We start from the raw sequence: 13,250 nt of genomic DNA on the forward strand, positions 1-13,250 counted from the left end.
GCCCTCCGCCTATGCGGAGGGCGTATTAGCAGGCAGGACGCCATGTTTGCAGCCGGGGGACAGGACGTTCATCCAATAGTTGTCTTCGGGAGTGGGAAATGAAGCCTTTTTTGCGCTGGTGTTTCGTTGCGACAGCTTTAACGCTGGCAGGATGCAGCAACTCTGCCTGGCGTAAGAGCGAAGTCCTCGCGGTGCCATTGCAACCGACTTTGCAGCAGGAAGTGATTCTGGCACGCATGGAACAAATTCTTGCCAGTCGGGCTTTAACCGATGACGAACGCGCACAGCTTTTATATGAGCGCGGAGTATTGTATGATAGCCTCGGTTTAAGAGCCCTGGCGCGGAATGATTTTTCACAAGCGCTGGCGATTCGACCCGATATGCCTGAAGTATTCAATTACTTAGGCATTTATTTAACGCAGGCAGGCAATTTTGATGCTGCCTATGAAGCGTTTGATTCTGTACTTGAGCTTGATCCAACTTACAACTACGCGCACTTGAATCGCGGCATTGCCTTGCATTACGGCGGTCGTAATAAGTTAGCGCAAGATGATCTGCTGGCGTTTTATCAAGACGATCCTAATGATCCTTTCCGCAGTCTGTGGCTTTACATCGTTGAGCGGAAGCTCGATGAGAAGCAGGCTAAAGAAGCACTGAAACAGCGCTTCGAAAAATCGGACCAGGAACAGTGGGGATGGAACATTGTCGAGTTCTACCTCGGCGACATTAGCGAAGCAACGCTAATGGATCGCCTGAAGGCAGACGCAACGGATAACACCTCGCTCGCTGAGCATCTCAGTGAAACCAACTTCTATTTAGGTAAGTACTACCTAAGTCTGGGGGATAAGGACAGCGCCACGGCACTGTTCAAACTAGCGGTTGCTAACAACGTACATAACTTTGTTGAGCACCGTTACGCATTGTTGGAATTAGCGCTCTTGGGCCAGGAGCACGACGACCTGGCAGAATCGGACCAGCAATAGCTGACGAACATATCAGCCCGTAATCTTTTTTGATTGCCATCACCTTCACGGGTGAGGGCTTTATTGTTCGTTAATTAACCTACTTTGAGCCGGTTCACACTTTTCAATGAAAATTGCTAATCTTTTTCACGATGAGTTATGTAGACTGGCCGCCAATGACATAGAGGCACTTGTACTACATGGCTGAATTCGAAACCACTTTTGCAGATCTGGGCCTGAAGGCTCCTATCCTTGAAGCCCTTAACGATCTCGGTTACGAAAAACCATCTCCGATCCAGGCTGAGTGCATTCCGCACCTGCTTTCTGGTCGTGACGTGCTGGGTATGGCCCAGACTGGTAGCGGTAAAACCGCAGCGTTTTCCCTGCCACTGCTTAACAACATCGATCCGGACCTGCGTGCGCCGCAGATCCTCGTGCTCGCTCCGACCCGCGAACTGGCGGTTCAGGTCGCTGAAGCGATGACCGATTTCTCTAAACATATGCGCGGCGTAAACGTGGTTGCTCTGTATGGCGGCCAGCGTTATGACGTGCAATTACGCGCCCTGCGTCAGGGGCCGCAGATCGTCGTCGGTACGCCGGGTCGTCTGTTGGATCACCTGAAACGCGGTACGCTGGATCTCTCTAAACTGAGCGGTCTGGTACTGGATGAAGCCGACGAAATGCTGCGTATGGGCTTTATCGAAGACGTAGAAACCATCATGGCGCAGATCCCGGAAGGTCATCAGACCGCGCTGTTCTCTGCAACCATGCCGGAAGCTATTCGTCGCATCACTCGCCGCTTTATGAAAGAGCCGCAGGAAGTGCGCATTCAGTCCAGCGTTACCACGCGCCCGGACATCAGCCAGAGTTACTGGACGGTGTATGGCATGCGTAAAAACGAAGCGCTGGTTCGCTTCCTTGAAGCGGAAGATTTTGATGCGGCGATCATTTTCGTGCGTACCAAAAACGCAACGCTGGAAGTGGCCGAAGCGCTGGAGCGTAACGGCTATAACAGCGCCGCGCTGAACGGCGACATGAACCAGGCGCTGCGTGAGCAGACTCTGGAACGTCTGAAAGATGGTCGTCTCGATATCCTGATTGCGACCGACGTTGCGGCTCGTGGTCTGGACGTTGAACGCATCAGCCTGGTTGTCAACTATGACATCCCGATGGATTCTGAATCCTACGTTCACCGTATTGGCCGTACCGGTCGTGCGGGTCGCGCCGGTCGCGCGCTGCTGTTCGTTGAGAACCGCGAACGCCGTCTGCTGCGCAATATCGAACGTACGATGAAGCTGACCATTCCGGAAGTGGAACTGCCGAACGCAGAGCTGTTGGGCAAACGCCGTCTGGAAAAATTCGCCGCGAAAGTACAGCAGCAGCTGGAAAGCAGCGATCTGGACCAGTACCGTGCGCTGTTGGCGAAAATCCAGCCTTCTTCTGAAGAAGAGATGGATATCGAAACGCTGGCCGCTGCACTGCTGAAAATGGCGCAGGGCGAACGTCCGCTGATCCTGCCGCCGGATGCGCCGATGCGTCCGCGTCGTGAATTCCGCGAGCGCGATGATCGTTTTGAACGCCGTGGCGATCGTAACGATCGTGGTCCGCGTGGCGACCGTCCGGAACGTGGTGGTGAAGATCGTCCGCGTCGCGAGCGTCGTGATGTTGGCGAAATGGAACTGTACCGTATTGAAGTGGGCCGTGATGACGGTGTTGAAGTTCGTCATATTGTTGGCGCTATCGCTAACGAAGGCGACATCAGCAGCCGCTACATCGGTAACATCAAACTGTTTGGCACCCACTCCACTATCGAGCTGCCGAAAGGCATGCCGGGCGAAGTTCTGCAGCACTTTACCCGCACGCGTATTCTGAACAAGCCGATGAATATGCAACTGTTGGGCGATGCGCAGCCGCGTGAGCGTAGCGAACGTCGCGGTGGTGGTGAGCGTCGTGGCGGTGGCTTCGGTGGCGAGCGTCGTGAAGGCGGTCGCGGTGGTGAAGGTCGCCGTTTCAGCGGCGAGCGTCAGGAAGGTCGTGGTTTCGGTGGCGAACGTCGCGCACCGCGCCGTGATCGTGACGACAGCGCTCCACGTCGTCGTAACGATGCGTAATTAACGCTGATTATTCTGCGTTACAGGTCGTAAAGAAAAAGATACAGCCCCGATCGAAATGATTGGGGCTTTTTTTATCTGTAATGTACTCCTGTACTGGTACAATGCAGCGGTTCTATTTCCGGCATTGCATGACCACAGGAGAATTTTTCAGATGTCGACACTGACAACCACACAGGCTTCCCCTTCGCTGCTCGGCGGGGTGGTGATTATCGGCGGTACGATCATCGGCGCAGGCATGTTTTCGCTGCCAGTGGTGATGTCCGGCGCGTGGTTCTTCTGGTCGCTTCTGGCGCTCGTTTTTACCTGGTTTTGCATGTTGCACTCCGGGTTGATGATCCTCGAAGCGAACCTGAACTATCGCAGCGGTGCGAGCTTTGACACGATCACCAAAGATCTGCTGGGTAAAGGCTGGAACCTGGTGAATGGCGTCTCCATTGCTTTTGTGCTTTATATCCTGACCTACGCCTATATTTCGGCCAGTGGTTCAATTCTGCATCACACCTTCTCAGAGCTGTCACTTAATGTTCCGGCGCGGCTGGCGGGATTCTGCTTTGCACTGGGAGTGGCATTTATTGTCTGGCTCTCAACCCATGCAGTTAGCCGGATGACCGCGATTGTGCTGGGTGCGAAAGTGATCACGTTCTTCCTGACCTTCGGTAGCTTGCTCGGGCATGTGCAGCCCGCCACGCTGTTGAATGTGGCGCAAAGCAACACCTCCTATACGCCGTACTTATTGATGACCCTGCCTTTCTGTCTGGCGTCGTTCGGTTATCACGGCAATGTACCGAGCCTGATGAAGTACTACGGTAAGGATCCGCGCACCATCATCCGTTGCCTGGTCTACGGAACGCTGCTGGCGCTGGGGCTGTACGTTATCTGGCTGCTGGTGACCATGGGCAATATTCCGCGTCCGGCGTTTATCGACATCGCGGCAAAGGGCGGAAACATTGATGTGCTGGTACAGGCGTTGAGCGGCGTGCTGAACAGCCGCAGTCTGGATCTGCTGCTGGTGATTTTCTCGAATTTTGCCGTCGCCAGTTCTTTCCTTGGGGTTACGCTGGGGCTGTTTGACTATCTGGCGGATTTGTTCAACTTTGACGACTCTCCGCTGGGGCGTTTTAAAACCGCACTGCTGACATTCACGCCACCGATCATTGGCGGTGTGCTCTGGCCGAATGGGTTTTTATACGCCATTGGGTATGCGGGTCTGGCCGCGACCATCTGGGCAGCTATTGTGCCGGCGTTACTGGCGAATGCGTCCCGCAAACGCTTTGGTAGCCCGATTTTTCGCGTTTGGGGCGGTAAGCCAATGATTGTATTAATCCTGCTGTTTGGCGCAGGCAACGCGGCGGTGCATCTGCTTTCCAGCTTTAATCTGTTGCCGGTTTACCAGTAGCATAAAGCCGGGCGGCGCGGCTGACTGGCCTGCGCCACCCGGTGAAACGCTAACCCAGAAGTTCTTCTTTCACCTGCATGGCCAGCTCAAATGAATGCAGCCGCGCTTGGTGATCAAAAATCTGCCCATTAACCATAATCTCGTCTGCATCCGTTTCCCGCAGAATGGATTCGAGACCGTGGCGCACCTTTGCCTTATCGCCTACCAAAGACATGCTTAGCGCCTGTTGCACACCGTACTGCTCCGACGGTGACCAGAATTGATCCATACTCTGGATCGGCGGCGGCAGCTGTGCACTTTCGCCACGGCGCAGTTTCACAAAGGCCTGCTGCATGGAGGTAAACAGGAATTCCGCATCGCGGTTGCTGTCGGCGGCGACAATATTGATGCACACCATCGCGTACGGTTTTTCCAGCCGCTCCGAAGGTTTGAAATTGGAGCGGTAGAGATGCAGCGCCTGGAGCAGCATATCCGGCGCAAAATGCGAGGCAAACGCAAACGGCAGACCAAGCTGTGCAGCCAGTTGTGCGCTATACAGGCTGGAACCCAGCAGCCAGACCGGGATCTTCTCGCCATAGCCTGGCACCGGGCGTACGTGTGGATTCGGATCGCGGGCATCAAACCAGTCCACCAGTTCTGCCACATCACGCGGGAAGTTATCAATATCGCCGCTCATATGGCGACGCAGTGCCATCATTGTGCGCTGATCGCTACCCGGTGCGCGACCCAGTCCAAGATCAATACGGCCAGGATAAAGCGTATTCAGCGTGCCGAACTGCTCTGCGATCACCAGTGGTGAATGATTTGGGAGCATAACGCCGCCGGAACCCAGATGCAGAGTTTGCGTATTCGCCGCCAGATAGCCGATCAACACCGAGGTCGCCGCGCTGGCGATACCGGTCATATTATGGTGCTCCGCCAGCCAGTAACGGTGATAACCGCGCTTTTCGGCGAGTTTTGCCAGATCCAGCGAGTGCGTAAACGCCTCGCGGGCGCTGGAATGTTGCGGGATCGGCGCCAGATCGAGCACCGAAAAGGGAATGGTTTTATCAGACATAAAAACTCACTTTGCTACAGCATCGTCATCAGATTGAAGGTCTTCTTCCAGCCTGGCGCAATGTGCCGCGCCCGGCCAGAAAAGCTGCAACTTTTATAGTGCATTAACCTTTGCTGATAGCTGTTAACAACTTGAGCCTTTTTACTGTTGCAGCGCCAGGCCCGGTAGCCTGCGCCAGTAGCCGTTACAGTCGCTGTTTGACGCCAGCGGCAACGGTGATGCGCCGGTTTCATTGCGACGAAACGCATCGAGCATGGCAAACGTGTCATTACCCATCGGCGACAGACGCACCACGTCCACAATCCCGTTCATGGATGTCAGTTCATTGCCGAGATTGTAGACATAGCCGCTCATGGTCTGGATGCCATTGAGCACAAACACCTGCTGATTTTCCTGCGACAGCATGCTGCGCCCGTTCGGGTATTTGATACAGCAGGTTTCGCATTCGTCTTTCGGTCGGTCTTCCGAACGTGCCGTAAAGCAGCGCGCGGAGTAGGCCAGCGGCAAATGACCGTAGCTGAGCACTTCCACTTCAAATTGTTGACGGATGCCCAGCGCATCGCACTGATCGAGCAGGTTAATCAGCCAGTCGCGGGAAAGCTCCACCGGCATGCACCAGCGCACCATGCCTTGCTTCAGCAACAAGCGTAACGTCACTGCGTTATAGCAGTTGAGCGCATGCCCGGCGACAAACGGCAGCTTGCGGTCAGCGCACATATTCACCACGCCCAAATCGCTGGCTTCCAGCAGGAATTCGCCGTTATCGACATAGCGTTTGAGTTCGTTCAGCTCGGATGACGCTTGCACCAGCGCAAGAGTGGAAAGCACCACCTGTTTGCCGCTGGTTGCCAGTTCCTTCGCCATATCCAGCCAGTCGCCGACTTTGGTGGCGCGGCGCTTGCTGCAAACGGCTTCGCCAAGATAGATAACATCGGCGGTGCTGTTTGCCGCCTGGCGATAAAAGTCTTCCAGCGTCTCTTTTGACCAGTAGTAAAGCACCGGTCCTAATGAATATTTCATGTTCTACCTACTGCCATTTACGGTGGTACGCGCCAAGGGTGGTTTGCGTACCTTCAGACATCGATCCCAGCGTGTCCATCCACGCGGGCTGCGGCACGAAATTTTGCGGGGAAGCCATGCAGCGATCGATTGCCTGACGCCACACTTTTGCCACCTGGCTAACATAGGCCGGGCTACGCTGGCGCCCTTCGATTTTTACCGAGGCGATGTTCGCCGCCAGCAGTTCCGGCAGCAGTTCCAGTGTGTTCAGGCTGGTGGGCTCTTCCAGAGCGTGGTAGCGCTCGCCATCCACCAGATAACGCCCTTTGCACAGCGTCGGGTAACCTGCGTTTTCGCCATCCTGGTAACGATCGATCAGCACCTCGTTGAGGCGGGATTCCAGCCCCTGCGGGGTTTGCTGCCAACGGACAAAGCGCGCCGGGGAGCATGCGCCCACGGTATTCGGCGATTCACCCGTCAGGTAAGAGGAGAGGTAGCAGCGTCCTTCCGCCATAATGCACAGGCTGCCGAAGGCGAACACTTCCAGTGGCACGGGAGTGACGCGGGCCAGTTGTTTAACCTGGTGGATAGATAACACACGCGGCAGCACGACGCGGGCGACATCAAAGTGGCGATGATAAAAACGGATAGCCTCTTCATTGGTCGCAGAAGCCTGCACGGAAACATGGCGTTCAATGTGCGGATAACGCTCGGCGGCGTACTCCAGCATCGCCAGATCCGCCAGGATCAATGCATCGGCACCAATTTGCGCCGCCATATCCACCGCACGCTCCCAGCGTGAGTAGCCATCCGGATGCGCAAAGGTATTGATGGCAATATGCAGTTTGCGGCGATGCTGATGCACAAAACTGACCGCCTCCTGGAGTTTTTTCTCCGTAAAATTGAGTCCGGCGAAATGACGGGCGTTGGTGTCATCTTTCAGGCCGATATAGACAGCGTCGGCGCCGTTTTCGATGGCCGCCTTCAATGCCGGAAGGTTTCCGGCAGGGCAGAGCAACTCCATAGTGTATCCTGCAATCGGGGGCGCAGTGGCCCGGTCGTACCCCTGGGGGCGCTAATTGTTAACGAACTGGGATTTTAGTTAACCTGTCTGCGACAATTCTTGATTTGAGGCAGTTAAATGTGTATTGGCAATACCAATAATCGGGGCCGATTTATTGTGTAATTGTTGATTTGCGCCGCTATGTCATTTCACTGGTGTGGCAAAATAGCAGTCATTATCATTTCAGGGAGTAAAGCTCGTGTTGGAAAAATTGCGTTCACATCTTGTTCACTTTGGTCCGTCGTTACTGAGTGTGCCGGTTAAGCTGACGCCTTTCGCCATCAAGCGCCAGGTACTGGAGCAGGTGCTGCGCTGGCAGTTCCAACAGGCTCTGGCGGACGGAGAGCTTGAGTTTCTGGAAGGCCGCTGGTTAAGTATTCAGGTTCGTGATATTGGCCTGACGTGGTATACCTCTGTTGAGGACGGGCGGTTGATCGTGCGCGAATCGGCGGACGCCGATGTGAGCTTCAGCGCGGATGCCAGCGATTTGCTGATGATTGCCGCACGCAAACAGGATCCGGATACGCTCTTCTTCCAGCGCCGACTGGTGATTGAAGGGGATACGGAGCTGGGGCTTTACGTTAAGAATTTGATGGACGCCATTGAACTGGAGCAGATGCCAAAACCCCTGCGGGTGATGCTGTTGCAGTTGGCGGAATTTGTTGAGGCTGGCCTGCAAGCGCCGCCTGCAACGACACAACCTTCTGTAGGTGAGCCATGCTGATTAGAGTTGAAATTCCCATTGATGCGCCGGGTATCGACGCGTTGCTCCGGCGCAGCTTTGGCGGCGAGGGCGAAGCCCGGCTGGTGCACGATCTGCGCGAAGACGGTTTGATCACGCTGGGATTTGTCGCAACCGATGATGAAGGGCAAGTGATTGGCTATGTTGCGTTCAGCCCGGTTACGGTTGAGGGCGAAGAGCTGCAATGGGTCGGGCTTGCGCCGCTGGCGGTGGACGAACAGTACCGCGGGCAGGGCCTTGCGCGCCAGTTGGTGTATGAAGGGCTGGATTCGCTGAATGAGTTTGGCTACGCGGCTGCGGTGACGCTGGGCGATCCGGCGTTCTACAGCCGTCTCGGTTTTGAAAACGCGGCGCAGCACGGCCTGCACTGCCGTTGGCCGGAAACCGAAGCGGCGTTTCTGGTGCACCGCCTGGCTGACGATGCCTTAAACGGCGTACGTGGTCTGGTTGAGTATTCAGAGCACTTCAATCGCCTGTAACCGCAGGCGATAGCAAACTCTCCCGCAGCGCTTCGAATGCGCCATCTCCGGCGACGAGGCGCTCTTTCTGGCGCTTGGTCAACTGTTTGATTCGGTATTCCAGCCGCAGCGCGATCGATTTGTCCCCTACCTGCGCCGAAAAAACCAGCTCCAGCTCGCCTTTTCCCCGTAACGCTTTTGCCCCTTTTCCGTTTTGATGCTGCGCAAATCGGCGCGCGACATCGGTAGTAATGCCGGTGTAGAGGGCATTATCCGGCGTACGAATAAGATAGAGAAACCAGGGCGTCATGGCAGTATTCATTGTGTTAATGTGAACGGAAAAATAACACGAGGAAGGGCAAAAATGGAGACTCTTGCGGCCATTAATCGCTGGCTGGCAAAACAGCATGTGGTGACCTGGTGCGTGGCGAACAGGGGGGAGTTATGGTGCGCCAATGCATTTTATTTCTATGATCCGCACGCCGTGGCGTTTTATGTCCTGAGTGAAGACCAGACGCGCCATGGGCAAATGACCGGCCTGAAAGCGCAGGTTGCCGGTACGGTAAACGGTCAACCGAAAACCGTGGCGTTGATCCGGGGTGTGCAGTTCGCCGGGGAGATCCGTCGGCTGGATGAAGAGGAAAGCGCGGTACCGCGCGCGCAGTACAACCGTCGCTTTCCGGTAGCCCGCATGCTGTCAGCCCCGATGTGGGAAATTCGCCTCAACGAGGTGAAATTCACCGACAACACGCTGGGGTTTGGCAAAAAACTTCACTGGATCCGTGAATCAGGCACCCAGTAAACGCAGTGCTTCGCGGTTGAAAGCGGGCAAATCATCGGGGGTTCGGCTGGTGATCAGTTGATCGTTATCGATCACCACTTCCTGGTCATAAAACTCGCCCCCGGCGTTTTTCACATCCACAACGATGGGTTTCACCGCCGTCAGCTTACGGCCTCTCACCACATCTGCGCTGATCAGCAGCTGTGGGCCGTGGCAAATGGCGAAAACAGGTTTACCGGCGCTGATAAAGTCCCGCGTAAAGGTCACAAAGCGATCGTCTCCGCGCAGATAATCCGGTGAATGCCCACCCGGTAGCAACAGCGCATCAAAATCCGCCGGGCTAACGTCATCAATGGCTTTATCGATCACCACATCGGCTTCGCCTTTTTTACCGTGCACGGTTTTCCCTGCTTGTTTCTCAATGGTGATCACTTCATGCCCGGCTTTACGAAATTCCTGCGCCGGCGACGTGAATTCTGAATCTTCAAACTCGTCGGTGATCAAGACAGCAATTTTCTTGCTCATAATTCCTCCGTTGTTTTGGCTTCAGAGAGGCGAATTATCCATACTGATAATTCACCAGAACAGTAAGCCTGGTTCAGCGGGCGGGTATTGCAAGACGGATTCATCTGCAAAGGGGGAAGAGATGCAACGTATATTACTGACCGGGGCGACCGGTCTGGTGGGTGGGCATTTACTGCGGCTACTGATTAACGAGCCGCGCATCACCTCCATTGCTGCACCAACACGGCGTCCGTTGGGTGACGTCGCGGGCGTGTTCAATCCCCACGATCCGCAATTAACCGATGCGCTGGCGCAGGTCACGGAACCCGTGGACACGGTCTTTTGTTGCCTTGGCACCACGCGGCGCGAAGCGGGCAGTAAAGAGGCATTCATCCATGCGGATTTCACGCTGGTGGTGGACACGGCGATCGCCGGTTTGCGGCTGGGGGCGAAACAGATGCTGGTGGTCAGTGCCATGGGAGCCAATGCACGCTCTCCCTTTTTTTATAACCGGGTAAAAGGCGAAATGGAGAATGCGTTAATCGCGCAGGGGTGGCCTTCATTGACTATCGCCCGTCCGTCGATGCTACTGGGAGATCGCCAGAAGACGCGCTTTAATGAGTCGTTGCTGGCACCGCTGTTTCGTTTTCTACCGGGCAACTGGAAGTCAATTAACGCGCAGGATGTCGCGCTGGCGTTACTGACGCTGGCATTTTCGCCAAATACCTGTGGGGTACAGATCATCGGGTCGGCACAGCTTCGCGCCATTGCCGCTGAGCGTGCATTTGCAAAATAGCATTTCCGGCGTACTATTCGCAGGCTCAAACCACATTATCCCCGGGGAATGTTATGACTGGTCAGTCTTCATCTCAGGCGGCACCCCGCTTTCAGTGGTGGAAACCCGCACTGTTCTTTCTTGTTGTTATCGTTGGTCTTTGGTATGTGAAATGGCAGCCTTATTACGGCAAAGCCTTCACTGCTGCAGAAACACACAGTATTGGTAAATCTATTCTCGCGCAGGCCGATGCCAGTCCGTTTAAAGCGGCATGGGATTACGCAATGGTCTATTTCCTTGCCGTCTGGAAAGCCGCCGTACTGGGCGTGCTGCTGGGATCGTTAATTCAGGTGTTGATCCCGCGTGACTGGTTGCTGCGCACGCTGGGGCAAAAACGCTTTAGCGGTACGCTCTTTGGCACGCTGTTCGCCTTGCCTGGCATGATGTGCTCCTGCTGCGCTGCGCCGGTTGCCGCCGGTATGCGCCGCCAGCGCGTGTCGATGGGCGGCGCACTGGCATTCTGGATGGGTAACCCACTGTTGAACCCGGCCACGCTGGTGTTTATGGGGTTTGTACTTGGCTGGCATTTTGCTGCCATTCGCCTTGTGGCGGGACTGGTGACTGTCCTTGGCGTGGCGATGCTGGTGCAGGCGCTGGTGAAAGAGAACCCGCAGCAGGCGGATGCCGTAGATATCACGCTGCCGGAGCCGCAGGGAAGCTTTATGGCACGCTGGGGGACAGCGCTGTGGCAGCTCTTCTGGAGCACCATTCCTGTTTATATTCTGGCAGTACTGGTGCTGGGCGCTGCGCGCGTCTGGTTGTTCCCGCATGCGGATGGTGCTATCGACAACACGCTGCTGTGGGTGATTGCCATGGCGATTGTCGGTTGCCTGTTTGTCATCCCGACAGCGGCGGAAATCCCGATTGTGCAGACCATGATGCTGGCCGGTATGGGCATGGCACCTGCGCTGGCATTGCTGATCACGTTACCGGCAGTGAGTTTGCCGTCGCTTATCATGCTGCGTAAATCATTCCCGGCGAAAGCCTTGTGGATGACGGCGGGCCTGGTGGCGCTGTGTGGGATACTTACCGGAATGATTGCGCTGTTCTGATGGATGGCGGTCAAAGAAAAAGAAAACCCGGCAATGCCGGGTTTTTTGTTATCAATCTTAAACCACCTCCTGTGGAGGTGGCGATCGCGCATTACTTGATAAAAGTAAACGCGGTAGTGACGTGTTTGACGCCGCTGACGCGGCTAGCGATATCCGCCGCGGCTTTGCCTTCACGGTCGGTCACCAGTCCCATCAGGAACACTTCCCCGTTTTCCGTGGTGACTTTCACGTTAGACGATTTCACCTGGTCGCTGCTTAAGAGCTGAGAACGCACCTTGGTGGTGATCCAGGTATCGGAAGAGGCCGTGCCCAGACCAATCGGCTGACCCTGGCGGATCTCGTTAAAGACTTCGGTGGCGCCGTCAACGCCCACGGCAATCTGTTTTGCCCGGGAAGAGAGATCGGTGTTCGGCGCCTGGCCGGTCAGCAACACTTTCCCTTGATAGGCAGTGACGTTAATACGCGCTTCTTTCTTAATCTGTTCGTCTTTCGACAGCGCGCTATTCACGCGCAGTTCCAGTGTACTGTCGTCAACCTGGGTGCCCACGGTACGCGGATCCGTCGCGGCTTTGGTGCCCATTGCTGCGGAACCTACCACCACAGCGCCAACACAACCTTGTAACAGCAGCGCGGAAATAAGGACTGCGAGGGGCGTAAATGCCTTCATGTGTACTCCTTAATCATCCTGGTGAGGAAAAAGCGTGTTATCAATCAGATCGCATAAGCAATTGACCGTCAGCATGTGCATCTCCTGAATGCGCGCGCTGCGGTGGGAAGGAATACGAATTTCGACATCCTGCGGCCCCAGCAGACCCGCCAGCTCGCCACCGTCATAGCCCGTCAACGCGATGATCGACATATCGCGCGTTACCGCCGCTTCCACGGCCTTAACGATATCGCGACTGTTACCCCGCGTAGAGATAGCGAGCAGAATATCGCCGGTATGACCGAGCGCCCGAACCTGCTTGGCGTAAATCTCATCATGCAGACGATCGTTTGCTATTGCCGTTAAGACCACATTATCGGTATTAAGTGCAATGGCAGGTAAACTGGGGCGTTCTGTTTCAAAACGGTTGATCATGCTGGCAGCAAAATGCTGTGCGTTGGCGGCAGACGTGCCATTGCCACAACAGAGGATTTTGTTGCCGTTAAGCAGGGAGTGGACCATCGTCATGGCGGCGCGGGAAATGGCGTCAGGCAATGCTTCCGCCGCCGCAATTTGCGTTTGAATGCTTTCCGTAAAGCAGACTTTAATTCGTTCGAGCACGGTAATCCCTATAATTCAGC

16 protein-coding genes are annotated in these 13,250 nt (G+C 55.3%); 9 read left to right on the forward strand and 7 right to left on the reverse strand.

What is annotated here, in order from left to right:
• Positions 1-98 precede the first annotated feature (98 nt).
• From nlpI to mtr, 4 genes are all read left to right on the forward strand, one after another.
• The gene (gene nlpI / locus ACQ3G7_RS21675) at positions 99-983 is read left to right on the forward strand and encodes a lipoprotein NlpI (protein WP_263099166.1); all 885 of its coding nucleotides are present in this window, start codon (positions 99-101) and stop codon (positions 981-983) included.
• A gap of 106 nt (positions 984-1,089) precedes the next feature.
• Positions 1,090-1,170, forward strand: coding sequence for a protein YrbN (yrbN, locus tag ACQ3G7_RS21680; protein WP_425294667.1), 81 nt, complete (start codon positions 1,090-1,092; stop codon positions 1,168-1,170).
• Positions 1,163-3,073 (forward strand): DEAD/DEAH family ATP-dependent RNA helicase, encoded by a 1,911-nt coding sequence (locus ACQ3G7_RS21685; protein ID WP_061493027.1) that lies wholly within the window; start codon positions 1,163-1,165, stop codon positions 3,071-3,073. Before yrbN ends, ACQ3G7_RS21685 begins: the two co-directional genes overlap by 8 nt.
• Positions 3,074-3,227: 154 nt before the next feature.
• Complete coding sequence (mtr, locus tag ACQ3G7_RS21690) at positions 3,228-4,472, forward strand: tryptophan permease (RefSeq protein ID WP_263099168.1); 1,245 nt, start codon at positions 3,228-3,230, stop codon at positions 4,470-4,472.
• A gap of 49 nt (positions 4,473-4,521) precedes the next feature.
• Here the strand turns inward: mtr and ACQ3G7_RS21695 are convergent, their stop codons facing one another.
• The 3 genes from ACQ3G7_RS21695 to ubiU form a co-directional block, all read right to left on the reverse strand.
• Entirely contained in the window at positions 4,522-5,529 is a 1,008-nt protein-coding gene (locus ACQ3G7_RS21695) for a luciferase-like monooxygenase (RefSeq protein ID WP_430892048.1), read from the reverse strand.
• Between the two features lie 141 nt (positions 5,530-5,670).
• Entirely contained in the window at positions 5,671-6,549 is an 879-nt protein-coding gene (locus ACQ3G7_RS21700) for a U32 family peptidase (RefSeq protein ID WP_430892050.1), read from the reverse strand.
• Between the two features lie 7 nt (positions 6,550-6,556).
• Positions 6,557-7,552, reverse strand: a complete 996-nt coding sequence (gene ubiU, locus ACQ3G7_RS21705; RefSeq protein WP_263099171.1) for a ubiquinone anaerobic biosynthesis protein UbiU — start codon at positions 7,550-7,552, stop codon at positions 6,557-6,559.
• Positions 7,553-7,790: 238 nt separating this feature from the next.
• On the opposite strand from ubiU, the gene ubiT reads away from it, so the two are divergent.
• Both ubiT and ACQ3G7_RS21715 read left to right on the forward strand, forming a co-directional pair.
• Positions 7,791-8,315, forward strand: a complete 525-nt coding sequence (gene ubiT, locus ACQ3G7_RS21710; RefSeq protein ID WP_061493032.1) for a ubiquinone anaerobic biosynthesis accessory factor UbiT — start codon at positions 7,791-7,793, stop codon at positions 8,313-8,315.
• Entirely contained in the window at positions 8,309-8,812 is a 504-nt protein-coding gene (locus tag ACQ3G7_RS21715; protein ID WP_430892053.1) for a GNAT family N-acetyltransferase, read from the forward strand. Before ubiT ends, ACQ3G7_RS21715 begins: the two co-directional genes overlap by 7 nt.
• Here the strand turns inward: ACQ3G7_RS21715 and ACQ3G7_RS21720 are convergent.
• Positions 8,799-9,101 carry a GIY-YIG nuclease family protein gene (locus ACQ3G7_RS21720; RefSeq protein ID WP_430892055.1) on the reverse strand — a complete coding sequence of 101 codons (303 nt, stop codon included), beginning with the start codon at positions 9,099-9,101 and terminating at the stop codon, positions 8,799-8,801. The two genes, ACQ3G7_RS21715 and ACQ3G7_RS21720, sit on opposite strands and share 14 nt — an antisense overlap.
• A gap of 54 nt (positions 9,102-9,155) precedes the next feature.
• Between ACQ3G7_RS21720 and ACQ3G7_RS21725 the strand changes: the two genes are divergently transcribed.
• The gene (locus tag ACQ3G7_RS21725; protein ID WP_430892057.1) at positions 9,156-9,593 is read left to right on the forward strand and encodes a YhbP family protein; all 438 of its coding nucleotides are present in this window, start codon (positions 9,156-9,158) and stop codon (positions 9,591-9,593) included.
• On the opposite strand, the gene ACQ3G7_RS21730 is transcribed toward ACQ3G7_RS21725, so the two are convergent.
• A complete protein-coding gene (locus ACQ3G7_RS21730) occupies positions 9,579-10,097 on the reverse strand; it encodes a type 1 glutamine amidotransferase (protein WP_263099175.1) in 519 nt (172 codons plus the stop codon). The two genes, ACQ3G7_RS21725 and ACQ3G7_RS21730, sit on opposite strands and share 15 nt — an antisense overlap.
• Positions 10,098-10,218: 121 nt before the next feature.
• Between ACQ3G7_RS21730 and ACQ3G7_RS21735 the strand changes: the two genes are divergently transcribed.
• Entirely contained in the window at positions 10,219-10,872 is a 654-nt protein-coding gene (locus ACQ3G7_RS21735) for an NAD(P)H-binding protein (RefSeq protein WP_430892059.1), read from the forward strand.
• 53 nt (positions 10,873-10,925) lie between these two features.
• Complete coding sequence (locus tag ACQ3G7_RS21740) at positions 10,926-11,963, forward strand: permease (RefSeq protein WP_430892061.1); 1,038 nt, start codon at positions 10,926-10,928, stop codon at positions 11,961-11,963.
• A 91-nt stretch (positions 11,964-12,054) separates the two neighbouring features.
• Here ACQ3G7_RS21740 and dolP read toward each other — a convergent pair whose 3' ends face one another.
• Entirely contained in the window at positions 12,055-12,630 is a 576-nt protein-coding gene (dolP, locus tag ACQ3G7_RS21745; protein WP_430892063.1) for a division/outer membrane stress-associated lipid-binding lipoprotein, read from the reverse strand.
• A 9-nt stretch (positions 12,631-12,639) separates the two neighbouring features.
• Complete coding sequence (diaA, locus tag ACQ3G7_RS21750) at positions 12,640-13,230, reverse strand: DnaA initiator-associating protein DiaA (protein ID WP_040016590.1); 591 nt, start codon at positions 13,228-13,230, stop codon at positions 12,640-12,642.
• Positions 13,231-13,250 lie beyond the last annotated feature (20 nt).

It is taken from the genome of Kosakonia sp. N21, assembly GCF_050587465.1.
Taxonomy (GTDB): domain Bacteria; phylum Pseudomonadota; class Gammaproteobacteria; order Enterobacterales; family Enterobacteriaceae.